Consider the following 23,365-nt stretch of genomic DNA (forward strand, 5'->3'; position numbering starts at 1 on the left):
TGGTGGACGGTGAGCACAGCGGCCCCGGGCGGATGCCGGTATACCGGGCAGCTCAACGCCGCACAGCCGCAACTGCCCAGACTAGCCGGTCCGGCTGGATGAAGCCTAGGTACGCGCGGCGGACGGGTCAGAGAGTGGACAGCAGCGCCTCTACCCGCTCGTCCACGGAGGCGAACGGGTCCTTGCACAACACCGTCTGCTGGGCACGGTCGTTGAGCTTGAGGTGGACCCAGTCCACCGTGAAGTCCCGGTTGGCGGCCTTGGCCCGGCGGACAAAATCCCCGCGCAGTTTGGCCCGGGTGGTCTGCGGCGGCTGGTCCACGGCTTCCTTGATGTCGCTGTCCTCGACCACGCGGGCCGTTTCCCCCCGGGCCTGCAGCAGATAGAACAATCCGCGGCGCCGCGAAATGTCGTGATAGGTCAGGTCCACCTGGGCCAGCCGCGGGGAGGACATTTCGAGTCCGTGCCGCTCGCTGACTCGGTCCACCAGTTTCTTCTTGATCGCCCAGTCGATCTCTGTATCGATGCCCGAATGGTCACCGGATTCAATGGCGTCCAGGGTCCGCTGCCACAGGTTCAGGACCCGGCCGACATGCCGGTTGTGCTCGCCGTTTGCAGCCACGAAGTCCATGGCCCGCTGCAGGTAGATCCGCTGCAGGTCCAGCGGTGTCATGGTGGACCCGTTGGCCAGTTTCAGCGGCTGCCGGCCCGAGAGGTCGTGGGAGGTTTCCCTGATGCTCCGGATCGGGTTCTCCAGGCGGAGGTCCCGCATCAGCACGCCGGCCTCGATCATCCGGAGCATCAGGTCCACGGAGCCGGCCTTGAGGAGCATGGTGGTCTCGGACATGTTCGAATCGCCGGCAATCACATGCAGGCGGCGGTAATGCTCGGCGTCGGCGTGCGGCTCGTCCCGGGTGTTGATGATGGGCCGGGACCGGGTGGTTGCGGAGGACACACCCTCCCAGATGTGGTCCGCCCGCTGGGAGAACGCGTACAGGGACCCGGACTGGGTCTTGAGGACCTTGCCTGCCCCGACCAGGAGCTGGCGGGTCACCAGGAAGGGAATCAGGATGTCCGCCAGCCGGGAGAATTCGAGCCTGCGCGGGATGAGGTAGTTTTCGTGGCTGCCGTAGGAGTTGCCGGCGGAATCGGTGTTGTTCTTAAAGAGATAGACGCTGCCGTTGAACCCTTCGGCTTTCAGCCGGTCTTCCGCTTCCTCCACCAGGTCCTCGAGGATGAGCTCCCCCGCGCGGTCGTGTGCCACCAGCTGCGCCAGATCGTCACACTCGGCGGTGGCGTACTCGGGGTGCGATCCCACATCGAGGTACAGGCGTGAGCCGTTGGTCAGGAAAACGTTGGAGGAGCGGCCCCAGCTGACAACCTTGCGGAACAGGTAGCGGGCTACTTCCTCGGGGGAAAGGGGACGTGAATCGGGTCCGGAGTAGGCGATGCCGAATTCGGTTTCCACCCCGTAGATCCTGCGGTCCATCAGTCTCCTTCCGCGCTGGACAACAGACGGTCCAGCTCAACGGTGTTTATCCTGCGGAATGCCCTCACGGTACCGCGGGTGGACAGCGGATCCCGGTCCAGGACGGCTACTTCCAGCAGCCCGGCACCCAGTGGTTCCGCCGCCTGTCCGTTGCCGGAACCTTCGGGCGACCGCGTGGCTGAGAGTGCCTTGACGGCCGTGCGGACGGCGGAAGCGAAATCCGCGTCCTGGTTCCAGCTCCGGCTGAGCGCTTCGTTGACGATTTCAGCCTGGCCGCCCATTACCGTGTAATTGCTTTCGTCCGCGATGGAGCCGTCGAAGTTCAGGCGGTAGAGGCGGTCCGAATACGGGTCCTCCCCCACCTCCGCTACGGCAAGCTCGACTTCGAACGGTTTTCCCTCGGTGGTGAACACCGACCCCAGGCTCTGCGCGTAGACACTGGCCAGGCCCCGCGCCGAGACGTCGTCGCGGGAATAGGAGTACCCGCGTACGTCGGCGAACCGGATGCCGGCCTGGCGCAAGGACTCGAATTCGTTGTACTTCCCGACGGCGGCGAAACCGATCCGGTCGTAGATTTCGCTGAGCTTGTGGAGGGAGGGTGAGGGGTTCTCCGCCACGAGGGCGATGCCGTCGCGGCAGGTCAGGACCACTACCGAGCGTCCCCTGGCGATGCCTTTCCGGGCGAAGTCCGCCCGGTCCTTCATCAGCTGTTCGGGCGAGACATAGAACTGCTGGGTCACGGCTACGCCTCCAGTCCGGCGGCGGTGCGCCTTGAGATCAGGTCACGGGACAGCTGCTGCAGTTCCCGCTCGGGGATCTCCCGGTTGCCTGCACTGTTGACCACATAGACCACCGGCCAGAGCCGGCGCACCATGTCCGGGCCGCCGGTGGCCGAGTCGTCGTCGGCCGCGTCGTAGAGGGACTCCACTGCCACCCGGACCGCATCCTCCTCGTCAAGGTTCGGCTGCCAGAGCTTCTTCAGGGCACCGCGTGCGAACACCGAGCCGGAGCCGACGCTGTGGTGCTCGTACTCCTCATACCGGCCCCCGGTGACGTCGTAGGAAAAGAGCCGTCCGGTCCGCCGCTGGGTGTCGAACCCGGCGAACAGCGGCACCACGGCCAGCCCCTGCAGGGCCAGTGGAAGATTCGAGCGCACCATCGCTGCGAGCCGGTTGGATTTGCCGTCCAGGCTCATGGGTGTGCCTTCGATTTTTTCGTAGTGCTCCAGTTCCACCTGGAACAGCCGGATCATGTCCAGGGCGAGCCCCGCCGTTCCGGCGATGCCCAGCACGGAGAAGTTGTCCGCCGGGAAGACTTTCTTGATGTGCCGGCTGGCAATCATGTTGCCCATCGTGGCCCGCCGGTCCCCTGCCATCAGCACTCCCCCCGCGTAGGTGAGGGAAACAATGGTGGTGGCCTGCGGTGCCAGCTCCGCCGCGGAACCGTTCGACGCCGGCCCCAGGGACCGGGAGGAGGGCAGCAGTTCCGGGCGGTGGCGGGTGAGATGGTCGGTAAAGGAAGAAGACGGGGCTTGATGAATGGAGTCGGCAGGGTCCCGGGGGGCCATCCGTTACTGACCGCCCTTCTGGATGAAGCCGCGGACGAACTCCTCGGCGTTGCTCTCCAGCACGCCGTCGATCTCGTCCAGCAGGTCGTCCACGCCCTCTGTCTCGGTAGAGGCCTCCGCTTCGGCTGCGGGGGGCGGGACGGCCTCGGTTTCCTCTTCTTCGACGGGATGCGTTCCGGTGTTTCTGCGGTCCTGGGTTGCCATGATGCCTAGCCCTTTCTTGCCCGGGGGTTGAATCCTAGTCCTATGGTGCCACGGCGGTGTCGGAACCGGTCAGGAGTCTGGTGACAAAATCCTCCGCATCGGCCGAAGCGTTGAAAAGTTCCTCGGTCAGTGCCCGGGTTCCGCGGAGCGGTTCCCGGGTGGGGATCCGCTGGAGCCGCCGGCGGGAGGGTAATTCGAAGATGATCGAATCCCAGCTCGCCCCGATCACTTCCTTCGGGAACCGGGTGAGGCAGTTCCCCCGGAAGTAGGCACGGGTGTCATCCGGCGGGGAGGCGACGGCACGGGCAATCTCCTCATCGGTGAGCACCCGTTCCATCTGCCCCCGGGCCGCCAGGCGGTAGTACAGGCCCTTCTCGGGCCGCATGTCGGAGTACTGCAGATCCACCAGGTGCAGCCTTGCGTCGGACCAGGCCAGCCCGTCGCGCTCGCGGTAGGCCTGCAGCAGTTTCAGCTTGGCCACCCAGTCCACGGAAGCGGCTGCCTCCAGCGGATCCCGCTTCAGGGTGCCCAGCAGCCCGGACCAGCGGGCAAGGATGTCTTCGGTGTCCGGATCCGTTTCGCCGCCGGCCCGGGAATGGGCCGCAGCCGCTTCGAAGTAGATCTCCTGCAGGTCCAGGCCCGTGACCATCCGCCCGTCGGCCAGCTCCACCAGCTGCTCCAGCGACGGGTCGTGGCTGATGGCCTGCAGCGCGCCCACCGGGTCGCGGAGCTCGACGGCGGGGGCGGTGCCGGCTTCGATCATGGACAACACCAGCGACGTGGTGCCGATTTTCAGCAGGGCGGACACCTCGCTGAGGTTGGCGTCCCCGATGATCACGTGCAGGCGCCGGTACTTTTCCGCCACCGCATGCGGCTCGTCCCGGGTATTGATGATGGGGCGGCGGATCGTGGTTTCCAGTCCCACTTCGGTTTCGAAGAAATCCGCCCGCTGGCTCAGCTGGAAGCCCTGCCGCTGGTTGTTGGTGCCGATGCCCACCCGGCCGGAGCCGGCAATGACCTGCCGCGACACGAAGAACGGCACGAGTCCGCTGGCAAGGGCTCCGAACGGGACGCTGCGGGGAACGAGGTAGTTCTCATGGGACCCGTACGAAACACCCTTGTTGTCGGTGTTGTTCTTGTAAAGGTGCACGGGTGCGAATCCGGGCATCCTGGCAATGTGCCGCATGGCGGCCAGCACCACTGCATCCCCCGCCTTGTCCCACAGCACCGCGTCGCGCGGGCGGGTCACTTCGGGCGAGGAATACTCGGGATGGGCGTGGTCCACGTACAGGCGTGCACCGTTGCCCAGGACCATGTTCATCAGTACCGGATTGTCCTGCGTCTGCTCTCCGTAAAGTGCTGCCGGGCCGCCGCCCTCCATGGCGATCTGTTCCGCGTCCAGCACCGGCGGTTCGTCCGTGAGCTGGGTGGGATCCGCTGCAGCCCGGGGAACGGCAAACCCCCGGGCGTCATTCAGCGGTGCCTCGTCCGTATAGTCCCAGCGGGTACCGGACAGGTTGCCTGCACCGGTCCGCAGAGTAGCGGCATAGGCGTTGACGATCTGGCTGGAGAGCACGGTGGCGTTGGCGGACGGCAGGGACGGAGCCAGGACGCCGTACTCGGTTTCCGTCCCCATGACGCGGCGCACGGTCACAGATACTGCCCCGGATTGGCGGCGGTTTCGATGGTCCGGCCCGGTTCCTGGCCGGCCTTGCCCTGGACGATGGTGCGGATGTACGTGATCCGCTCGCCCTTCTTCCCGGAGATCCGTGCCCAGTCGTCCGGATTGGTGGTGTTGGGCATGTCCTCGTGCTCACGGAATTCGTCCACGACGGCGCGCATCAGGTGTTCAATGCGCAGGCCGCGCTGGTGCAGCTGCAGCAGGTCCTTGATGGCGTACTTCTTGGCCCGGTCCACCACGTTCTGGATGACGGCACCGGAGTTGAAGTCCTTGAAATAGAGCATCTCTGTGTCGCCGTTGGCGTAGGTGACCTCCAGGTATTCGTTGGCCTTGTCCTCGGCGTACATCTTCTCCACCGTGCGCCGGACCATGTCGTTGACCGTTTCCACCGGATCGTAGCCGTGCTCGGCCAGGTCGTCCCTGTGCAGCGGCAGGTCCGGTGTCAGGTACTTCGCGAAGATCTCCGCCGCGCCCTCGGCATCGGGCCGCTGGATCTTGATCTTCACATCCAGGCGGCCCGGACGCAGGATGGCCGGATCGATCATGTCCTCGCGGTTGGAAGCGCCGATGACGATCACGTTCTCCAGCTTCTCGACGCCGTCGATCTCGCTGAGCAGCTGCGGAACAATGGTGGTTTCGACGTCGGAGGACACCCCGGTGCCGCGGGTGCGGAACAGCGAGTCCATTTCGTCGAAGAACACCACCACGGGGCTGCCGTCGGAGGCCTTCTCCCGGGCGCGGCCGAAGATCAGCCGGATGTGGCGCTCGGTCTCCCCCACGTACTTGTCCAGCAGCTCGGGACCCTTGATGTTCAGGAAGTAGCTGCGGGCGCCGAGCGTGCCGGTCTGCTCCATCACCCGTGCCGCCAGGGCGTGTGCCACGGCCTTGGCGATCAGCGTCTTGCCGCAGCCTGGAGGGCCGTAGAGCAGGATGCCCTTGGGCGGCTTCAGTCCGTGCTCACGGTAGAGGTCGGGGTGCATAAACGGCAGTTCGACGGCGTCGCGGATCTGTTCGATCTGCGGACCGAGGCCGCCGATGTCCGCGTAGGAGATGTCCGGCACTTCTTCCAGGACCAGGTTCTCCACTTCGCTGCGCGGGATCTTTTCCAGCGCGTAGCCGATGCGGGTGTCCACGGTGAGGGCGTCCCCCACCCGGACCTTTTCCCGGCCCAGGGGGCCGTTGAGCCGGACCACGCGTTCGTCGTCGGCCCGTCCGATCACCAGCACCCGGTCCGGGTCCAGGAGTTCCTTCACCGTGAACAGTTCTCCGGCGCGTTCGAAGCCGAGGGCGGCAATGACGGTGAGGGATTCGTTCAGCAGCACCTCCTGGCCCGGGACAATCTGTCCCAGGTCCAGGAGGGGCGACACTGCCACGCGGAGCTTGCGGCCGGACTGGATGATGTCCAGGCTTTCCTGGGCAGCCGCGATGGTGGTGACGCCGGGAACTGCGTCGCGGCGCTGATTCACGGCGATCACCGTGCCGAAGCTGAACGGCGTGGCGCCCTCGTTTTCCAGGGCGTCCTTCAACCGGATGATCTCGGCTTTCGCGGTCTCCAGCATGGCCACGAGCCGGGCGTTGTTGTGGGTAAGGGCAGCAAGCTGCCGGTCCAGATTCCTGAGTTTGTCCCTCAGGACGTTCAGTTGGCGTGCCTCGGTGCCTGTTACGGCCGCTGCGGACGCGGGCCGGGATCCCCCGGTCCCGGTCCCTGCGTTTTCGGGTTCAGCCATGATACCGACCGCCTTCACGTAGGTCTGGTTCTGTCCAATGACAGTAACCCAGCCCCGCGGAAGATACACCGGGTCCGGCGTCTTGTGTTTCGCCGGTTACCCCCGCTATGGGGTATCGGTCTCCTGCTGGAATTTCTCGGCGTTTTCGAGGGCTCCGCGCTGCACGGTGGAACTCGCATCCTTAGCCGCGCGGCGCAGCTTGTGGGCGGAGACTTCCCGCTCTCCCACGGCCGCGGGAGTCCAGGCGTTGAGGTCCTCTTCGCTGAAGTTGGTTTTCGAGGCCCGGCGCTTGGCGACGAGCCCGGTGGCACCTTCGGCCAGGCGGCGGGCGGTCAGGAGGAAGCCGGTGTGGGCCACCATGCGGTGGTCCGGGCGAACGGCCAGGCCCTCAAGGTGCCAGCCGCGGACCATGGATTCCCAGCCGTCCGGCTCGGTGAAGCGGCCGTCGGCGCGGATGGCTTCCGCGGTGCGGGAGAGCTGGGTGACGGTTGCCACGTACGAGATCCAGACCCCGCCCGGGGCGAGCACGGTGGCTACGGCGTCGGTGCACTCCCACGGGGCGAGCATGTCCAGGACCACGCGGTCCACGCTGCCCGGCTCCTGCGTCTTCACTACTTCGTCCTGGAAGTCCCCGAGGGTGATGTCCCAGGCTGGGTGCGGTCCGCCGAAGAAGGTTTCCACGTTGCCGCGGGCGATCTGCGCGAATTCCTCGCGGCGTTCGTAGGAGTGCAGGCTGCCGTGGTCACCGACGGCACGCAGCAGCGAGATGCTCAGCGCGCCGGAGCCGACGCCGGCTTCCACCACGCGGGCGCCCGGGTAGATGTCCGCCATGGTGACAATCTGGGCCGCGTCCTTGGGGTAGACGACGGCGGCACCGCGCGGCATCGAGAGGACGAAATCGGAGAGCAGCGGGCGCAGGATCTGGTACTGGTGGCCGGCGGTGTTGGTGACCACGGATCCTTCGGGCAGCCCGATGACGGTGTCATGCTGCAGGTACCCGCGGTGGGTATGGAAGGCGCCGCCTTCGGTCAGGGTAATCGTGTTGCGGCGGCCCTTTTCATCGGTCAGCTGGACCCGTTCCCCGGGCCGCAGCGGACCCCTGCGGATCTCGGCGCCGTGGGGTGCAGCAGCGGTGGGCTGCTCCTGGTTTTCGGAGTTCATGGTGTTCCTTTGGTTCTTTTGCGGGGTTATGGGCGCCGGCATGGCTGCGCCGGGCGGGCAGTTGAAGCCGGAGGTGTCAGCGTCCCGGGCGGGCGGGTTTTCCGGTCACGGCGGCGACGACGGCGGCCTGGCGCAGGAGGCCGGTCACGGTTCCGTCGCGGTCAATGACGGCGTATTCGCTGCCCTGCAGCTGGGCCAGGTACTGGACGAGTTCGGATCCGGCGGCGGCTTCGGGAACATAGGCGCCGGCAGCCAGCGGACGAGCGGCGGCACTCACCGGGACCAGTTCGGCCTGGTCGGCGGGAACGGAGGCCAGGGCCCCGCGGTCCACGAGGGCTTCGGGCTGGCCGGTGGCGGCAGTGATGACCAGGGTGGCTGACGGATGCTCACGCGCCAGCCGGAGGGCCTGCGACACGGGTGTTCCGCCGGGCAGGGACACGGCCGGTTCCATCAGGGCGCCGGCGCTGACCTGCGGCAGCCGCAGGCGCACCCGGGCGTTCGAAACAGCGGCCCCTGCCCCCATCCAGAGGAAACCGCACAGCAGGGCGGCCAGCAGGACCAGGCTCAGGGAGGGGGCGACGCCCCGGAGGTAAGGCGGCACAATGACGGCAGCCAGAAGCAGGACCGCGATGATGCGTCCGGCCCAGCCGGCAGCAACGGTGCCGCGTTCCTGGGACCCGGTGAGCTTCCAGACCGCGCTTTCCACCAGGCGTCCGCCGTCCAGCGGAAGTCCCGGCAGGACATTGAAAACGCCGATCAGTACGTTGGCGGACACAAAAATGAAGGTGACCAGCTCTGCCACTCCGCCGTCCGGGAGGAGCTGCAGGATGCCGAATCCGGCTGCGGCCAGCAGGAAGTTGGCTGCCGGGCCGGCCAGGGCAACGAGCAGTGAGCGGCCCGGAGTGGAGCGGAAGTCGCCGAACTGGGTGTGCCCGCCCCACAGGGTGAGCACGATCTTGGAGGTGGGCCAGCGGTAGGCCCTCGCGGTCAAAGCATGCGCTGCCTCGTGTGCCAGGACCGAGAGCAGCAGCAGGATCGCATAGCCCAGCGCAACGGCGTAGGCGCCGTTGCCAAGGCGGGGGAAGGCATCCTGCACCTGCGGTCCGAATACGGCCACAATCAGCGCCGCAATGAGGAACCAGGAATAGGCGAGGATTACCGGGACGCCGGCAATGCTTCCCAGCGGAATGCCTTCCCGGCGCTGCGTTCCGGGTCCGGTACCGCTCACCTGACGGACTCCAGGACGGAGCCGGGAAGCAGCTGGCGCAGAGAGTCCACCCCGCGTCCGGCCAGGGAGTCCCATTCATGCTCGAAGACCCCCGGCGGCAGCGGAACGAAGTTCGGTACCGTCAGCGTCACCAGTCCTGCCGCCTGTGCAGAGGTGGCACCGGGCAGGGAATCTTCAATAGCGACAACCCGGCCCTTGTCCAGGCCGGGAACGGAACGGGCAAGCGTGTCGAAGGCAAGCTGGTAGGGCTCGGGGTCCGGCTTGCCGTTGCCGACCATATCGCCGGTCACCACAACGCCGAAGGTCCCGGCCGGCAGGGCGCGGAGGATCTCCTGCGCCAGCACCTGCTCCGACATGGTGACCAGGGCACAGGGAATACCGGCGGCCTGCAGCTGGGTCAGGAGTTCACGTGCCCCCGGCCGCCAGGGCACCTCGCGGCGGACCTGCGCTGCCACCTGGCCGATCAGCCGGTCGATGATGTCACGGATTCCGAGATCCACACCGGCCTGCCGGAGCATCCCGGCACTGACTTCCAGTGCCTGTCCGACCATGGCTTCGGCCTGGGCATCCGTCCAGTCGACGCCGAAAGATGAGGTGAGGTCCTTCTCGGCAGCGATCCAGTACGGCTCGGTATCCACGATGGTGCCGTCCATATCCCAGAACACGGCCTGCAGTGCTGCGTCGGCTTGGCTGCGGGAAGAATCATCTGCGGTATTCAGGGGCATGTCCTCAGTCTACGTGGCGGCGTAAGCCGGTGTTTCTTTTGCTCTCCGCGAAGCACCGTGACGCGGTCCTGACATGCGGGTCGGACGGGGCATAGTGTGAAGTGGTGAGCAATACCGAAGGCTTTGAAGCCACAGGCCTCCAGGATTTTTTTGGCGACGAGACGTCCCCCGAGCGCGTCACGGTGATGCTGGCTGCGTTCGAAGGGTGGAACGACGCAGGTGAAGCAGCCTCCGATGCCCTGAAATTCCTGAGCCGGCACTGGGACAGCGAAAAAATAGCCAGTATCGACGCCGACGAGTACTACGATTTCCAATTTACGAGACCGTCGATCAAGCGCACCGCCTCCGGCGGGCACCGGATCAAGTGGCCCACCACGCGGATTTCCCGGGCAGAGGTCCCGGACAGCAACCTGGACGTCATCTTCGTCACGGGCGTCGAGCCCTCGTACAAGTGGCGGGCCTACACCGCTGAACTCATTGCCCTGGCCAAGGAACTGGATGTGGACTGCATTGTGCTTGCCGGCGCACTGCTCGCCGATGTTCCGCATTCGCGGCCCATTCCGGTGAGTGCGTCCTGCGAGGAAGTCGACCTGCAGGAAAGCCTGGGCCTGGAGTCGTCCTCCTATGAGGGGCCCATCGGCATTGTGGGAGTGGTGTCCGAGATGGCGGGCCTGGCGGACATCCCTTCCATCTCGCTCTGGGCCGCGGTACCGCACTACGTGGGGCAGGCGCCGTCGCCCAAGGCGCAGCTGGCCCTGTTGAACCGCATTGAGGAACTGCTGCAGGCTCCCCTGGATACGCATCCGGTGACTGAAGAGGCCGAAGCCTGGGAACGGGGCGTGGACGAGCTGGCCACCGAGGATCCGGAGGTTGCCGCCTACGTCCGCCAGCTCGAAGAAGCGAAGGATACGGCCGAGCTCCCCGAAGCCAGCGGGGAATCCATAGCCCGCGAATTTGAACGCTACCTGAAGCGCCGCCGCAGGGACTGAGCGAGGCCGCGGATACGACAACGCCGGCCGTACCCGATGGGTGCGGCCGGCGTTGTCGTATCCGGGAAGCGGTCCGGTTTCCGTCTAGAGCTGGACTCCGAGCAGCGCGTTCAGAGCGGCGCAGACGAGTTCCGCTCCGGTCTGGGTTCCCGGCGTTCCCTCGGCAGCTGCCGCGCCCGCCCAGGCGTCAACAGCCTGCAGTGCGGCCGGGGCATCCAGGTCATCGGCCAGCGCGGCGCGGATCTGCTGCAGGAGCGCGGCGGCGGCGTCGTCGTTGGTGGACTGCAGGGCACGCCGCCACGCGACGAGGCGTTCTTCGGCGCCGCGCAGCTGGTCGGAGGTCCAGAACCAGTCGGTGCGGTAGTGGTGGGAGAGCAGCACCAGGCGGATGGCTGCCGGCTCGACTCCCTCGGCACGCAGCCGGGAGACCAGGACCAGGTTGCCCAGCGACTTGCTCATCTTGGCGCCGTCCAGCCCCACCATGCCGGCGTGCGCGTAGTGCGAGGCCAGAGGGGTGCCTTCGCAGGCAAAGGCGTGGCCGGCGCTCATTTCGTGGTGCGGGAAGACCAGGTCCGAACCGCCGGCCTGCACGGTGAAGGGACGGGGCAGGAAACGCTGGGCAATGACTGAACATTCAATGTGCCAGCCCGGGCGTCCGGTTCCGAGCCGGCCGCCGTCCCAGGACGGTTCGCCGGTGCGCTCCACGCGCCACAGCAGCGGGTCCAGGGCACTGCGCTTGCCGGGACGCTCCGGGTCTCCCCCGCGTTCGGCAAAGACCGGAAGCATCTGCTCGCGGGTCAGGTGCGAGACCTGCCCCAGCCACCAGGCATCGGGGTCGCCATCGGCCAGCCGGGAGGCGGCGTCGACGTCGAAGTAGAGGTCGCCGTCGGGCTCACCGGCGGTACCGGGAACCCGGTAGGCCAGGCCGCGGTCCAAGAGATCTTCGACGACCGGAACAATCCACTCCACGGCCTCCACCGCACCGATGTAATGGTCCGGGGCCAGGACGTTGAGGGCTTCCATGTCGTCGCGGAAAAGCTGGGTCTGCTCCCGGGCGAGTTCGCGCCAGTCTGCGCCGGTGGCGTTGGCGCGTTCGAGCAGCGGATCGTCGACATCGGTGACGTTCTGGACATAGCGGACCGTGTGGCCGGCGTCGCGCCACTGGCGGTTGAGCAGGTCGAACGCCACGTAGGTGGACGCGTGGCCCATGTGTGTGGCGTCGTAGGGGGTGATCCCGCAGACATACATGCTCGCCTCGCCGGCGGGCCGCACAACCACCCGCGCCTGCGCGGCGGTGTCATAGAGCCGCACGTCGTCCGACGTGCCGGGCAGGGAGGGCAGGGAGGAAGATTTCCAGGCAATCACCCTTCCACTCTAACGGGCAGGGTTAGGCGGTAAGGACGCCGAAGCCCAGCAGGAGGTAGATGCAGACGCCCAGGAGGATGCGGTACCAGACAAAGAGGCGGTAGCTGCGGGTCGAGACGTAGCGCAGGAACCAGCCGATAATGACGAAGCCCACAACGAAGGCAACCACGGTGGCGGCGCCGGTCTGCAGGCCGGTGTAGGGCATGGGCTCGTCCAGCGACTTCACCAGCTGGAACAGTCCGCTGCCGAAGACGGCGGGAATGGCGAGCAGGAAGGCGTAGCGTGCCGCAGCCTCACGGGTGTAGCCCATGAACAGGCCGGCGGTAATGGTGCCGCCGGAACGGGAGACCCCCGGGATGAGGGCCAGCGCCTGGGCGAAACCGTACAGGATGCCGTGCCGGTAGGTGAGCTTATCCAGCGTGCGCTGCTGGCGGCCGACGGCGTCGGCCACCGCCAGGATGATGCCGAAGACAATCAGCATGGTGGCGACAATCCACAGGCTGCGGAAGGTGCTTTCGATCTGGTCCTGGAACAGGAGGCCCAGCACCACGATGGGAAGGCTGCCGATGATGATCAGCCAGCCCATGCGGGCATCCGGATCGCTGCGCGGCACGCGGCCGAAGAGGGAGCCGAACCATGACTTCACGATCCGGACAATGTCCTTCCAGAAGTACACCGCCACGGCGGTTTCGGTGCCCAGCTGGGTGATGGCGGTAAAGGCCGCCCCCGGATCCTGGGCTCCGGGCAGCAGCTCCCCCATAATGCGCAGGTGTGCGCTGGAGGAGATGGGGAGGAACTCTGTCAGGCCCTGGATCAGGCCAAGGAAGATCGCTTCAAACCAATTCACACCTAAGACTCTAATTGACGGCCGGGACGCCGCCGTCCACCCGCAGGGGCGCGCTACCGGTTGGCGGAGCGGCCCAGCGGGTTCCCGTTGTCCTGGTCCTCCGCCGCCTCCGGCTCGTCATCCAGGACTTCGTCCACCTCGTCCACGCCGTCGTAGTCGCCGTCGTCCTCGTCGTCTTCGTAGATTTCCAGCGGGGTCACCTCGCCGTAGGCGTCGTAAAGGACTTCCTCGTAGACTTCGAAGGCATCGGCGATGGCCAGATACGCACTTTCGACCACCGGATCCTTTTCGCCGCGGCGGGCGGCCGCAGCCGCGAGGTGCTCCTCGAACGCGGTGACAAGGGACTGGAGCGCGATGCGCGGATCTATGCTCATGACCTAGACGTTATCGGTAAAGTAGGGAAAATTGGAGGGAAATGCGCGAACAAATTCTTGCACCTGATGTCTCCCGCCGGCGCGAAAATTCCCGGGACTATGAGTACCTGGTGGTGTCGGTGGATCCGAACGAATCACTGCCCGACGCCAGGCGCCGCCTGGTTGAGCACGCCGAATACGGCAAATGGGAACTGCACCGCAGCCGGATCTACAGCGGCGGCGGCCGGCGGTTCTGGCTGCGCCGCAGGGTGCTGCGCGTCCAGCGGACCCCGTAGCCGCCCGGGCTGTTCTGCCCCGGCTGTTTCCGGGGCCCTACTCCACCGGACCCAGAAGCGCGTTGGCCACGCTGCCGTGCACCGAATCCTCGCTCGAAGGGTGGAACATTCCGGCGAGGACGTCGCGGTAGAGCCGTTCCAGCTCCGCTCCCCGGAAATAGCTGCGGCCGCCCGCAACCCGGACGGCGGTTTCCACCACGCCGCGGGCCGTTTCGGTGCTGCGGTATTTCAGGCCCGAAAGCAGCGGGAACCAGTAGCTGCCGTGATCCGTGCCGTCCTCAAGGTCCCGTGCCACGGCGCCGAGCTGCAGCCGGATACCGTCCATCCGCAGGGCGGCGTCAGCTATCTTCCAGCGGGTAGCGGGGTCCGCCGACGCCGGAACGCCCTCACGTGAAGAACGTTCCCGGGCGGTCTCGACCGCCAGGTCCACGGCCCGGTCCGCGATGCCCGTGTAGACAGCGGACAGCAGGGTTTCAAACAGGGCGAAGATCCCGAAGACAAAGGGATCCCGGTGCGGGCCCACCGGCGTCGTGCGGACCATCCGCGGTGCCGGCACCACGGCGCCGGCCAGACGGGTGGTGCAGGACTGGCTGGCCCGCATGCCCATCGTGTTCCAGTCGTCGGCAATGGTGATGCCCTCCGTACCGCGGTCGGCGAAACCGAAGACCAGCCGCGGCTCCTCCGGATCCGAGGCGTCCTTTCCGAAGATGCCCAGCCGCGTCCACGCCGGCGACAGGCTGGTAAAGATCTTGGTGCCGGTGAAGGCATATCCGCCGTCGCCCGTCGGACGGGCCTCAGTGTGGGAATCGAAAAGCACGGCCGGGTTCGATGGCTCGGACACTCCGAAGGCAAACAACTCCCCCGCCGCCGCCTCGCGCAGGATGAAGTCCAGCGACTCATCCCCCTTCAGTGCCAGCAGGTGGGCCACCCCGCACCAGACCAGGTGCATGTTCACGGCCAGCGCCGTCGCCGGAGCGGCCGCGGCCAGCAGCCGCTGGCAGGCAACGACGTCCGGAATGCCCATCCCGGCTCCGCCCCCGTCACGGGAGGTGAACAGGGCGAGGTAACCGGCCGCGCGCAGGTCTGCCAGGTCCTCCGTAAAGAAGCTGTTGGTCTCGTCATAGCCCGCGGCACGGGAGCGCAGGCATTCCAGCAGTTCCGGGGAAAGGACATCGGTGGCCGGCACGGGGGTTCTCCTTCGAAAGGCGGGGACGGGCTCAGTAATCGGTCAGGAGGCGGGAGAGGACCCGGGTCCCGAACTTCAGCGAGTCCACCGGCACGCGTTCATCCACACCGTGGAACATGCCGGTGAAGTCCAGGTCTTCCGGCAGACGCAGCGGGGCAAAACCGTACCCGGTGATGCCCAGCCGGCTGAGGGACTTGTTGTCCGTACCGCCCGAAAGCGTATACGGCAGCACCGGTGCCCCCGGATCCTCGGCCTGCAGGGCGGAGATCATCGAGTCGACCAGGTTGCCCTTGAACGGTACTTCGAGGGACACGTCCTGGTGCTCGTAGCTGATGTCGATGCCTTCGCCGGCAAGCTCGCGGATGGTGGCCAGCACCTGCTCCTCCTGCCCGGGCAGGGTGCGGGCATCGATCAGGGCCTCGGCGGTGCCGGGGATGACGTTGTGCTTGTAGCCGGCCTTCAGCACCGTCGGGTTGGAGGTGTTCTGCAGGGTCGCGCCCACAAACCGGGCCACGGTGCCCAGTTCAGCGAGGATCCGGTCCGGGTTGTCCGGATCGAACTCGACGCCGGTCAGTTCGGTGACGCCGTCCAGGAAGGCACGGGTGGTGTCCGTCAGTTCGATCGGCCAGGGGTGGCTGCCGATGTTGGCGACGGCGCGGGCCAGCCGGGTGACGGCGTTGTCGGTGTTGATCTGCGAGCCGTGCCCGGCACGGCCGTGCGCGACCAGCCGCAGCCAGGAGATGCCCTTTTCCGCAGTCTGCAGCAGATACGTCCGCTTTCCGCCGATGGTGGCCGAGAAGCCGCCGACCTCGGAGATGGCCTCGGTGGCGCCGTCGAACAGTTCCGGACGGTGTTCCACGGCCCAGCGGGCACCGTAGTCGCCGCCCGCTTCCTCATCGGCGAAGAACGCAAAGACAATGTCCCGGCGCGGCCGGGTTCCGGTGGCCGCCATGGAGCGCATCACGGACAGGATCATGGCGTCCATGTCCTTCATGTCCACGGCGCCGCGGCCCCAGATCAGCCCGTCCCGTTCCTCGCCGCTGAACGGGTCCACCGTCCAGTCCGCTTTCTGGGCCGGTACAACGTCGAGGTGGCCGTGGACCACGAGGGCGGGCAGGGAGGAATCGGTGCCCTCCATTCGGGTCACCACGGACGCGCGTCCCGGGGCCGACTCAAAGAGGTCGGCGGAGAGCCCGGCTTCTTCGATCAGTCCGGCGGTGTACTCGGCAGCCGCACGCTCCCCCGGACCGGAGTTGTCGCCGAAGTTGGAGGTGTCAAAGCGGATGAGCTCCTGGCAGATCCGGGCCACCTCATCTTCGGCGCGGGGCTGCTCGGCACGGACGTCTGTGGGCATGGGCTTCTCCTTCGGTGAACTGTGCAGCCAGCTTAGCCAGACCGGCGGCGCGATGGGCCGCATTTCGCTGCACGGGGGCGCCGACCGGCCCCCGGCTTGGGCCGATTCGTGCTTAGCGCCTAAACCGTGTTAGAGTTTTTCCCGTTGCTTCCACAGGTTTTGAACAACTAAAGAGCCGGTGGAAATCACCCAAGCGCGGGTGGCGGAATGGCAGACGCGCTAGCTTGAGGTGCTAGTCCTCTAACGAGGGTGGGGGTTCAAGTCCCCCTCCGCGCACAGTGAAGTCCTCCTGGAATCTACGGATTCCGGGAGGACTTTTTTGTTTGTCCGGAACGGTCCGGTGTGATCTTTACCTCACATCACCCGCAGGCCTTCGGTACGCTCGCACCATGGACGGCAGCGGCGTCTTTAATCTCCTGCTCGTGGTTTTCTTCATTCTGCTGGGCGGAATCTTCGCCGGCGCGGAAATGGCGCTGGTGTCCCTCCGCGAGAGCCAGATCAGCGGCATCGAACGGAGCGGGAAGCAGGGCAGGCGCACCGCGCACCTGGCCCGCAACCCCAACCTGTTCCTGTCGGCGATCCAGATCGGCGTGACCCTCACCGGTTTCTTCTCCGCCGCCTACGGTGCCTCGGCCCTGGCCCCTGCGTTGGTTCCCCTTCTGCGGCAGTGGGGGCTGCCCGGGTCCACGGCGGAAGCGACGGCGTTCATCCTGCTGACCCTCGCCGTGGCTTACCTGTCCCTGGTGTTCTCGGAACTGGTGCCCAAGCGGCTGGCCACGCAGAATGCGGTCCTCTACGCCCGCGTCCTCTCCCCCGCCCTGAACCTGTTCGCCGTGCTGATGCGCCCCGTTATCCGGCTCCTGTCCTTCTCGACCGACACCGTGGTGCGTCTGCTGGGCGGTAATCCGAAGGTGAAGACCGTGCCGGTGAGCAGCGAGGAACTCTGGGACATGGTGGCGGCCAGCCCCATGCTGGCCGAAGACAGCCGGCGGATCCTCTCAGACGTTTTCGGAGCAGGCACAAGGCTGGTCCAGGAGGTCATGCGGCCCCGGACCGAAGTGGTGTTTGTCCGTGCGGACCTTCCCCTGGCAGAAGCGCGACGCCGGGTGCGGCACCAGCCCTATTCCCGGTATCCGGTGACCGGCACCTCCGTGGACGACATTCTCGGGTTCATCCACGTGCGGGATCTGATGCCGGATCCGGACGCCCAGGAGCCGGACCAGCGCAGTGTGGCCGACATCCTGCGCCCGATCCTGTTTGTGCCGGGGACCGCCGCCGTCCTGCCGTCACTGGGCCGCATGCGCCGCGGAAACAGCCACATTGCGATTGTGGCGGACGAATACGGCGGGACGGACGGCATCGTGACGCTGGAAGACCTGGTGGAGGAACTCGTCGGCGAGATCTACGACGAATACGACACCGGGCAGGACCCCGAAGACCGCTACCGCAGGGAAAAGGGGCAGCTGGTGGTGGACGGCGCACTGATCCTGCAGGAATTCGAACGGCTGACCGGGTTCGGGCTGCCCGAGGGCCAATACGAGACGGTCGCCGGGTACATCCTGGAACGTCTGGGCCGCATGGCGCGGCCGGGCGACACGGTGCAGGCCCCGGGCTGCAGGCTGGAGGTCCTGGGCGTGCGGCGGCGGCGGATCGGCGCGGTCCGGGTGATTCCCGGGGCGCCTGCGTAGGGCAGCCCATTGCCAGATCCGCCGTCCACCGCGCAGAATACCGTCCAACGCGGCATCCCTGAACGTCCGGAAGGACAACCATGGCTGACATCAAAGCGGAAACCGTCCAGCCCGAGCTCAAGCGGGTCATGGGCACCAAGCTGCTGCTGCTCTTTATCGTCGGCGACATCCTGGGCACCGGCGTCTATGCCCTGACCGGACAGGTGGCCGGCGAAATCGGAGGTGCCGCCTGGGCGCCCATCCTGCTCGCGTTCGCGGTGGCAACCATTACTGCTTTGTCCTATCTGGAACTGGTGACGAAGTATCCGCAGGCGGCCGGTGCCGCCCTGTACACGCATAAGGCCTTCGGCGTGCATTTCCTGACCTTCCTCGTGACCTTCGGGGTGCTCTGCTCCGGGATAACGTCCGCTTCGACGGCCTCGAAATTCCTCGCCGAGAACTTTATTGTCGGGTTTCAGCTTGAGTGGGGACAGACCGGAGTCACCTGGATCGCTGTGATCTTCGTGCTGCTGCTCGCTGCCGTCAATCTCAGGGGCGCAGCGGAAAGCGTGAAGTTCAACATTGTGCTGACCGCCATCGAGCTGACCGGCCTCCTGATCGTCATAGCCATCGGGTTCTGGGCCATGAGCCAGGGCAACGCGGACTTTTCCCGGGTGGTGGTGTTTGAAACCGAAGCGGGCAAAAGCGTGTTCCTCGCCCTCACCGGCGCCACCGCTTTGGCATTCTTCTCCATGGTCGGCTTCGAGGACTCGGTGAACATGGCGGAGGAAACCCGTGACCCGTCGAGGATCTTCCCGAAGGTGATGCTCACCGGCCTGACCATTACGGTCTCGGTCTATCTGCTGGTGTCCATCGCCGCCGTCGCCGTGGTGCCGGTGGGGCAGCTGTCCGAATCCGCCACCCCGCTGCTGGAGGTGGTGCGGGCCGGTGCCCCCAACCTCCCCGTGGACGTTATTTATCCGTTCCTGTCCATCTTTGCCGTCGCCAACACCGCCCTGATCAACATGCTGATGGCCAGCCGGCTGCTCTACGGCATGGCAAAACAGGATGTCCTGCCCCGCGGGCTGTCGGCGGTCCTGCCCGGACGCCGCACCCCCTGGGCGTCCATTGCGTTTACGACGGCGATCGCGGTGGGCCTGATCATCGTGGTCACCAACTTCATGGGCCGGGAAACGGTGACGGCACTCGGCGGGACCACCGCACTGCTGCTGCTGGCCGTCTTCACCGTGGTGAACATCGCGTGCATCGTCCTGCGCCGAACGCCGGTTGACCGGCCGCACTTCCGCTCCCCCGGCATCATGCCCTTCATCGGTGCCGGAACCTGCGCCTTCCTGCTCGGTCCGTGGGCGCAGGACGCCATTGAGTACCGGATCGCCGGGCTGCTGCTGCTGCTCGGGCTAGTTCTGTGGGTGCTCACCTGGATCTGGAACCGGGCAGTGAAAGCACGCAGGACCCGTTTCAGCGACCCCTCGCAGCTGAGCTGAGCGAGCCAGTGGCGAAGCAGGCAGGAAGAAGGAAGCCATGACCGTCGTCGTCGGATACGTCCCCACACCGGAGGGGGAAACAGCGCTGCGCGCCGCGCTCCGCGCAGCACGGGACCTCGCCACCGGACTCGTGGTGGTTAATGTGGAGAGCACCCGCAAGCCGCGGCCGGAACATACCCCCGACTATCTGCAGACGCTGACCGGCGTCCTGCAGGGCAGCGGGGTTTCCCATGTCCTGCTTCACCCCGCCGGGGACTTTGATGCCGCCGAGGAAATCCTGAAGGCAATCCAGGACCACGGTGCCCGCCTGGTGGTGGTGGGGATCCGGCACCGGACGCCGGTGGGCAAGCTCATTCTGGGCAGCACGTCCCAGCGCGTGCTGCTGGAGGCCGCCTGCCCGGTGCTTGCGGTCAAAGCCGGCCAGGCCTGAGGCTTCAGAGTTCGGCCAGTACCGCTTCGATCCCGGTGAAGGTCTCCGCGAAGGACGTGGACAGGGGTGACAAGCCCAGCCGAATGCCGTCCGGATTGCGGTAATCCGGGATGATGCCCTGCTGCCAGAGGGCAGCGGTCGCTGCCTTGAACTTCGGATGGTCGATGGTGATGTGGCTGCCGCGGCGGTCCGGGTCGCGCGGCGAGGCCAGCACGACGCCGCGCGGTGCCAGCAGAGCGTCGACGGCGGTGAGCGCGTATTGGGTAAGCGCCTGTGACTTTGCGCGGACGGCATCCATTCCGGCCTCCCGGATCAGGGCAATCATGTCCTGCATCGCGAGCATGCCCAGGATGGGAGGGGTGCCCGAGACCAGGCGGCGAATGCCTTCGGCCGGAACATAGCCCTGCGCCATGCCGAACGGATCGCTGGACCCCAGCCAGCCCTGGATGGGCTGGGAGAAGTCCGCCTGGTGGCGGGCGGCCACGTAGGCCCAGGCGGGTGCACCCGGGCCGCCGTTGAGGTATTTGTAGCTGCAGCCGACGGCGTAGTCCGTCCCCTCGGCGTCCAGCTCGGCAGGTACGGCCCCCACCGAATGGCACAGGTCCCACAGGACCAGCCCGCCGGCGTCGTGCACGATTGTGTTGATGGCCGCTGAATCGGCAAGGTACCCGGAGCGGTAGGCCACGTGGCTGAACACGGCCAGTGCGGTCTGCGGGCCGACGGCGTCCGCCACCGCTTCGGGGGTGACTCCGCCGGCATACTCGGCGGACACCCAGCGCAGGGTCAGGCCGCATTCGCGGGCCACGCCTTCCAGGACGTACCGGTCTGTCGGGAAGTTGTCGGCATCGAGCAGAATCTCGGTGCGGCCGGGCCGGGCGGCGACGGCGGCCCGTGCCAGCTTGTACAGCAGCACAGTAGTGGAATCCGCAACGATGCACTGTCCGGGAGCGGCACCGAGCGCCACCTCGCCGAGTTCGTCGCCGATCCGGCCGGGCAGCTCCAGCCACTGCTCGTCCCAGCCGCGGATCAGCCGCCCGCCCCACTGGCGCGAGATAAAATCCTGCAGGTTTTCGGCGGTGGCGCGGAGCGGGCGGCCCAGCGAATTACCGTCCAGATACGCCCGGACGCCCTCTGCCGGCAGGAACCGGTCCCGGTAGCCCGCGAGGGGGTCGGCGGCGTCGAGTTCCTTGGCGGCAACCAGCAGGCCGGGAGCATCAATCATGAGGGAACCTTAGCATCAGGACATCCAAAAGCCCGTCCGCTTCCGGGTGCTCCCGGAGGCGGACGGGCTGTGCGGATGTGCTCAGGCGCGGGGTGCGGCGCTGAATCCCTTTCCGTCGGACGCAGGGTCCAGCGGCGTGACCGAACCGGAGAAGTGCCGCCGGTGGGAACGCGGATTCCAGCCCGTGAAGGTGGAGCCGGCCCATTCGCCCGCTGTCCCGTCGTCGTCGATCGCCACCGCAACCGTGGCAGGCAGGAACACCGGCGACTCAAAGTCGATGCTCCACTGGAACGGTCCCTCATGGGTCTGCACCGTATCGGCAACCACCCGCGAGGCCAGGTACATCCCGTGGGCCAGGGACTGCTTCATGCCCAGGGCCTTCGCCGACAGCCGGCTGAGGTGGATGGGGTTGAAGTCGCCGGAGACCCGGGCGTAGTTACGTCCGGCGTCGGCGCCCAGGCGCCAGAGCGCCGTCGGGAGCGGAGGAACGAACTCCGTCCGCACCGCCGACTTGTCCGGCCGGTCGATCTTCGGCAGGAAAACGCCCTTGGCCAGGTAGGTGGAACGGCCGCGCCAGACAGTCTCGGAGCCGCCGTCCGCCTCTACCGTGACTTCGGCGACGAGTTCCACCTGGGTTCCGGCCCGGTGGCCGGCGAGGTTTTCCGCCCACGCGGTAACCGTCAGGGGTTCGCCGTAGTGGATCGGCCGGAAATGGTGCACCTCGTTGCGCAGGTGCACCATCCCCAGCAGGGGCAGGGGGAAGTCCTCGCGGGCCATCAGGGACATGGCCACCGGGAACGCGAAGGTATGCACGTAGCCGGTGGGCAGGTAATCCGTGGCGCTGTGCAGGACCAGGCGCTGGAAATCGGTGAGCCGGGCCAGGTCTACGGAGGCCCCGCGCACCACGTGCCGGTCCGTCGGCAGGCTGCCGGTGGTTTTCGACGGCGACAGGCGCGACTTCGCCGCGCTGCCCACCGCACCGGCATAGAGGCGCCCGAGGGCGGGGATCTCGCTCAGCTGGGTATCCGTCATGCACCCACCATATTCTGCCCGCAGACGCGTACTACCTGTCCGTTGACGCCGGCAGCCGAATCGGAGGCAAGGAAGGAAATGGTCTCCGCGACGTCGACGGGCAGTCCACCCTGCTGCAGGCTGGACAGCCGGCGTGCCACCTGACGGGTGAGCGCGGGAATGGCAGCGGTCATGTCGGTTTCGATAAAGCCCGGCGCGACGGCGTTGATGGAGGCGCCGCGCGGTGCCAGCAGCGGCGCGGTGGCGCGGACCATGCCGATCACGCCGCCCTTGGACGCTGCGTAGTTGGTCTGCCCGCGGTTGCCGGCAATGCCGCTGGTGGAGGCCAGCGAGACGATCCGGCCCTCGGGGCTGAAACCGGCGGAGGACAGGAAGGTTTCATTCATCCGCAGCTGCGAGGCAATATTCACGGCAATGACCGAGCCCCAGCGGGCTTCATCCATGTTGGCCAGCAGCTTGTCACGGGTGATGCCGGCGTTGTGGATCACGATGTCCAGGTGCCCGTAGCGTTCGACGGCGTGGGTGAGGATGCGGTCCGCGGCGTCTTCACGGGTGATATCGACCTGGAGTGCCGTGCCGGAGATTTCGTTGGCTACCTTCGCCAGCTGTTCTCCGGCCGCAGGCACATCCACCACGATCACCGATGCGCCGTCGCGGTGCAGTACCCGGGCAATAGCGGCGCCGATGCCGCGGGCGGCACCGGTCACGACGGCGACCTTGCCGGCCAGCGGCGCGTTCCAATCGGCCGGAAGCTCGCCGGCGTCGGAACCGACGGTGATGAACTGTCCGCTGACGTAGGCGCTCTTGCCCGAAAGCAGGAACCGGAGGGCTGCGGCCACCGAGGGCGCCGTGGCCTGCACGCCGTTGGCCAGCACAATGCCGTTGGCCGTGGCTCCGCCGCGCAGTTCGTGCGCAATGGAGCGCAGCGTACCGTCGACACCCTGGCGGGCCGCTGCGGCTGCCGGGTCCTGTGCTTCCGCCGCCGGGCGGGAAACGGTGATGACCCGTCCGCCGGGGGCAAGGTCGCGCAGCGCTGCGCCGGCGGCCAGGGTCGGCTCGCCCAGATCCGTCGGCGCCGCGGCGTCGTCGAGCACCATCAGGATGGCGCCGAGCTTTTCCTTCGGCGTCGCGTGCCGGCGTACGTCCTGGTCCCAGCCCAGAAGCAGCCGGGACAGCTCGTCGGCGGCAGTGCTCTTGCCGAGCACGAGCACCGGGCCCGGCACCAGGGGTCGAGACGGGTCGAAGCGGCGCAGGATAGCCGGCCGGGGCAGGCCGAGCTTCTTGGACAGCTCCTTGGTGAAGCCGCTGTTTACGAGGTTCAGGTAGGTATCACTCAT

The 23,365-nt window shown here is 66.8% G+C and carries 22 protein-coding genes and 1 tRNA gene; 6 read left to right on the forward strand and 17 right to left on the reverse strand.

What is annotated here, in order from left to right; translation table 11 throughout:
• Positions 1-127: 127 nt before the first annotated feature.
• From pafA to NNX37_RS08770, 9 genes are all read right to left on the reverse strand, one after another.
• A complete protein-coding gene (gene pafA / locus NNX37_RS08730; RefSeq protein ID WP_255792030.1) occupies positions 128-1,489 on the reverse strand; it encodes a Pup--protein ligase in 1,362 nt (453 codons plus the stop codon).
• Positions 1,489-2,229 (reverse strand): proteasome subunit alpha, encoded by a 741-nt coding sequence (gene prcA, locus NNX37_RS08735; RefSeq protein ID WP_255792031.1) that lies wholly within the window; start codon positions 2,227-2,229, stop codon positions 1,489-1,491. The genes pafA and prcA overlap by 1 nt, the downstream gene beginning before the upstream one ends.
• Positions 2,230-2,231: 2 nt before the next feature.
• Positions 2,232-3,056 (reverse strand): proteasome subunit beta, encoded by an 825-nt coding sequence (gene prcB / locus NNX37_RS08740; protein ID WP_255792032.1) that lies wholly within the window; start codon positions 3,054-3,056, stop codon positions 2,232-2,234.
• A gap of 3 nt (positions 3,057-3,059) precedes the next feature.
• Positions 3,060-3,260, reverse strand: coding sequence for a ubiquitin-like protein Pup (locus tag NNX37_RS08745; RefSeq protein ID WP_255792033.1), 201 nt, complete (start codon positions 3,258-3,260; stop codon positions 3,060-3,062).
• 40 nt (positions 3,261-3,300) lie between these two features.
• Complete coding sequence (gene dop / locus NNX37_RS08750) at positions 3,301-4,896, reverse strand: depupylase/deamidase Dop (RefSeq protein ID WP_304659298.1); 1,596 nt, start codon at positions 4,894-4,896, stop codon at positions 3,301-3,303.
• Between the two features lie 14 nt (positions 4,897-4,910).
• Positions 4,911-6,668 (reverse strand): proteasome ATPase, encoded by a 1,758-nt coding sequence (gene arc, locus NNX37_RS08755; RefSeq protein WP_255792034.1) that lies wholly within the window; start codon positions 6,666-6,668, stop codon positions 4,911-4,913.
• Between the two features lie 105 nt (positions 6,669-6,773).
• A complete protein-coding gene (locus tag NNX37_RS08760; protein WP_255792035.1) occupies positions 6,774-7,829 on the reverse strand; it encodes a tRNA (adenine-N1)-methyltransferase in 1,056 nt (351 codons plus the stop codon).
• Positions 7,830-7,905: 76 nt separating this feature from the next.
• Positions 7,906-9,057, reverse strand: a complete 1,152-nt coding sequence (locus NNX37_RS08765) for a site-2 protease family protein (protein WP_255792036.1) — start codon at positions 9,055-9,057, stop codon at positions 7,906-7,908.
• A complete protein-coding gene (locus NNX37_RS08770; protein WP_255792037.1) occupies positions 9,054-9,782 on the reverse strand; it encodes an HAD family hydrolase in 729 nt (242 codons plus the stop codon). The genes NNX37_RS08765 and NNX37_RS08770 overlap by 4 nt, the downstream gene beginning before the upstream one ends.
• Positions 9,783-9,886: 104 nt before the next feature.
• Here NNX37_RS08770 and NNX37_RS08775 point away from each other — a divergent pair, with 104 nt between their 5' ends.
• Positions 9,887-10,771 (forward strand): PAC2 family protein, encoded by an 885-nt coding sequence (locus NNX37_RS08775; RefSeq protein WP_255792039.1) that lies wholly within the window; start codon positions 9,887-9,889, stop codon positions 10,769-10,771.
• Between the two features lie 84 nt (positions 10,772-10,855).
• Here the strand turns inward: NNX37_RS08775 and mshC are convergent, their stop codons facing one another.
• From mshC to NNX37_RS08790, 3 genes are read right to left on the reverse strand one after another with little or no spacing between them, the layout of a single operon-like run.
• On the reverse strand, positions 10,856-12,136 hold the full coding sequence (gene mshC / locus NNX37_RS08780) for a cysteine--1-D-myo-inosityl 2-amino-2-deoxy-alpha-D-glucopyranoside ligase (protein WP_255792040.1): 1,281 nt from the start codon (positions 12,134-12,136) through the stop codon (positions 10,856-10,858).
• A 22-nt stretch (positions 12,137-12,158) separates the two neighbouring features.
• Positions 12,159-12,983 (reverse strand): undecaprenyl-diphosphate phosphatase, encoded by an 825-nt coding sequence (locus NNX37_RS08785; protein ID WP_255792041.1) that lies wholly within the window; start codon positions 12,981-12,983, stop codon positions 12,159-12,161.
• Between the two features lie 53 nt (positions 12,984-13,036).
• The gene (locus NNX37_RS08790) at positions 13,037-13,357 is read right to left on the reverse strand and encodes a hypothetical protein (protein ID WP_255792042.1); all 321 of its coding nucleotides are present in this window, start codon (positions 13,355-13,357) and stop codon (positions 13,037-13,039) included.
• Positions 13,358-13,398: 41 nt separating this feature from the next.
• Between NNX37_RS08790 and NNX37_RS08795 the strand changes: the two genes are divergently transcribed.
• On the forward strand, positions 13,399-13,632 hold the full coding sequence (locus NNX37_RS08795; RefSeq protein ID WP_255792043.1) for a DUF5703 family protein: 234 nt from the start codon (positions 13,399-13,401) through the stop codon (positions 13,630-13,632).
• A 37-nt stretch (positions 13,633-13,669) separates the two neighbouring features.
• Here NNX37_RS08795 and NNX37_RS08800 read toward each other — a convergent pair whose 3' ends face one another.
• Together NNX37_RS08800 and NNX37_RS08805 are read right to left on the reverse strand one after the other, a co-directional pair.
• Positions 13,670-14,818 (reverse strand): acyl-CoA dehydrogenase family protein, encoded by a 1,149-nt coding sequence (locus tag NNX37_RS08800; RefSeq protein WP_255792045.1) that lies wholly within the window; start codon positions 14,816-14,818, stop codon positions 13,670-13,672.
• Between the two features lie 31 nt (positions 14,819-14,849).
• The gene (locus NNX37_RS08805) at positions 14,850-16,172 is read right to left on the reverse strand and encodes a M20/M25/M40 family metallo-hydrolase (RefSeq protein ID WP_255792047.1); all 1,323 of its coding nucleotides are present in this window, start codon (positions 16,170-16,172) and stop codon (positions 14,850-14,852) included.
• Between the two features lie 193 nt (positions 16,173-16,365).
• Here NNX37_RS08805 and NNX37_RS08810 point away from each other — a divergent pair.
• The 4 genes from NNX37_RS08810 to NNX37_RS08825 all read left to right on the forward strand — a co-directional run bounded on the left by NNX37_RS08810 (position 16,366) and on the right by NNX37_RS08825 (position 19,774).
• Positions 16,366-16,448: transfer RNA gene (locus NNX37_RS08810), tRNA-Leu, on the forward strand.
• A 113-nt stretch (positions 16,449-16,561) separates the two neighbouring features.
• Complete coding sequence (locus tag NNX37_RS08815; protein WP_255792049.1) at positions 16,562-17,860, forward strand: hemolysin family protein; 1,299 nt, start codon at positions 16,562-16,564, stop codon at positions 17,858-17,860.
• 80 nt (positions 17,861-17,940) lie between these two features.
• Positions 17,941-19,344: an APC family permease gene (locus NNX37_RS08820; protein ID WP_255792051.1), complete on the forward strand. Its 1,404-nt coding sequence runs from the start codon at positions 17,941-17,943 to the stop codon at positions 19,342-19,344.
• 37 nt (positions 19,345-19,381) lie between these two features.
• Positions 19,382-19,774, forward strand: a complete 393-nt coding sequence (locus tag NNX37_RS08825; protein WP_255792052.1) for a universal stress protein — start codon at positions 19,382-19,384, stop codon at positions 19,772-19,774.
• 4 nt (positions 19,775-19,778) lie between these two features.
• Here NNX37_RS08825 and NNX37_RS08830 read toward each other — a convergent pair whose 3' ends face one another.
• The 3 genes from NNX37_RS08830 to NNX37_RS08840 all read right to left on the reverse strand — a co-directional run bounded on the left by NNX37_RS08830 (position 19,779) and on the right by NNX37_RS08840 (position 23,365).
• Positions 19,779-20,996 (reverse strand): kynureninase, encoded by a 1,218-nt coding sequence (locus NNX37_RS08830; protein ID WP_255792053.1) that lies wholly within the window; start codon positions 20,994-20,996, stop codon positions 19,779-19,781.
• A gap of 81 nt (positions 20,997-21,077) precedes the next feature.
• The gene (locus NNX37_RS08835; protein ID WP_255792054.1) at positions 21,078-22,028 is read right to left on the reverse strand and encodes a MaoC/PaaZ C-terminal domain-containing protein; all 951 of its coding nucleotides are present in this window, start codon (positions 22,026-22,028) and stop codon (positions 21,078-21,080) included.
• The gene (locus NNX37_RS08840; RefSeq protein WP_255792055.1) at positions 22,025-23,365 is read right to left on the reverse strand and encodes a 3-oxoacyl-ACP reductase; all 1,341 of its coding nucleotides are present in this window, start codon (positions 23,363-23,365) and stop codon (positions 22,025-22,027) included. The genes NNX37_RS08835 and NNX37_RS08840 overlap by 4 nt, the downstream gene beginning before the upstream one ends.

Origin of the sequence: Arthrobacter zhaoxinii (genome assembly GCF_024385505.1) — a bacterium.
Classification (GTDB): domain Bacteria; phylum Actinomycetota; class Actinomycetes; order Actinomycetales; family Micrococcaceae; genus Arthrobacter_B; species Arthrobacter_B zhaoxinii.

Coding starts and splice junctions, on each gene's coding strand:
- pafA (WP_255792030.1), bottom strand. CDS start 1,489: ATGGACCGCAGGATCTACGGGGTGGAAACCGAATTCGGCATCGCCTAC.
- prcB (WP_255792032.1), bottom strand. CDS start 3,056: ATGGCCCCCCGGGACCCTGCCGACTCCATTCATCAAGCCCCGTCTTCT.
- NNX37_RS08745 (WP_255792033.1), bottom strand. CDS start 3,260: ATGGCAACCCAGGACCGCAGAAACACCGGAACGCATCCCGTCGAAGAA.
- dop (WP_304659298.1), bottom strand. CDS start 4,896: ATGGGGACGGAAACCGAGTACGGCGTCCTGGCTCCGTCCCTGCCGTCC.
- arc (WP_255792034.1), bottom strand. CDS start 6,668: ATGGCTGAACCCGAAAACGCAGGGACCGGGACCGGGGGATCCCGGCCC.
- NNX37_RS08760 (WP_255792035.1), bottom strand. CDS start 7,829: ATGAACTCCGAAAACCAGGAGCAGCCCACCGCTGCTGCACCCCACGGC.
- NNX37_RS08770 (WP_255792037.1), bottom strand. CDS start 9,782: ATGCCCCTGAATACCGCAGATGATTCTTCCCGCAGCCAAGCCGACGCA.
- NNX37_RS08790 (WP_255792042.1), bottom strand. CDS start 13,357: ATGAGCATAGATCCGCGCATCGCGCTCCAGTCCCTTGTCACCGCGTTC.
- NNX37_RS08795 (WP_255792043.1), top strand. CDS start 13,399: ATGCGCGAACAAATTCTTGCACCTGATGTCTCCCGCCGGCGCGAAAAT.
- NNX37_RS08805 (WP_255792047.1), bottom strand. CDS start 16,172: ATGCCCACAGACGTCCGTGCCGAGCAGCCCCGCGCCGAAGATGAGGTG.
- NNX37_RS08815 (WP_255792049.1), top strand. CDS start 16,562: ATGGACGGCAGCGGCGTCTTTAATCTCCTGCTCGTGGTTTTCTTCATT.
- NNX37_RS08820 (WP_255792051.1), top strand. CDS start 17,941: ATGGCTGACATCAAAGCGGAAACCGTCCAGCCCGAGCTCAAGCGGGTC.
- NNX37_RS08825 (WP_255792052.1), top strand. CDS start 19,382: ATGACCGTCGTCGTCGGATACGTCCCCACACCGGAGGGGGAAACAGCG.
- NNX37_RS08830 (WP_255792053.1), bottom strand. CDS start 20,996: ATGATTGATGCTCCCGGCCTGCTGGTTGCCGCCAAGGAACTCGACGCC.
- NNX37_RS08835 (WP_255792054.1), bottom strand. CDS start 22,028: ATGACGGATACCCAGCTGAGCGAGATCCCCGCCCTCGGGCGCCTCTAT.
- NNX37_RS08840 (WP_255792055.1), bottom strand. CDS start 23,365: ATGAGTGATACCTACCTGAACCTCGTAAACAGCGGCTTCACCAAGGAG.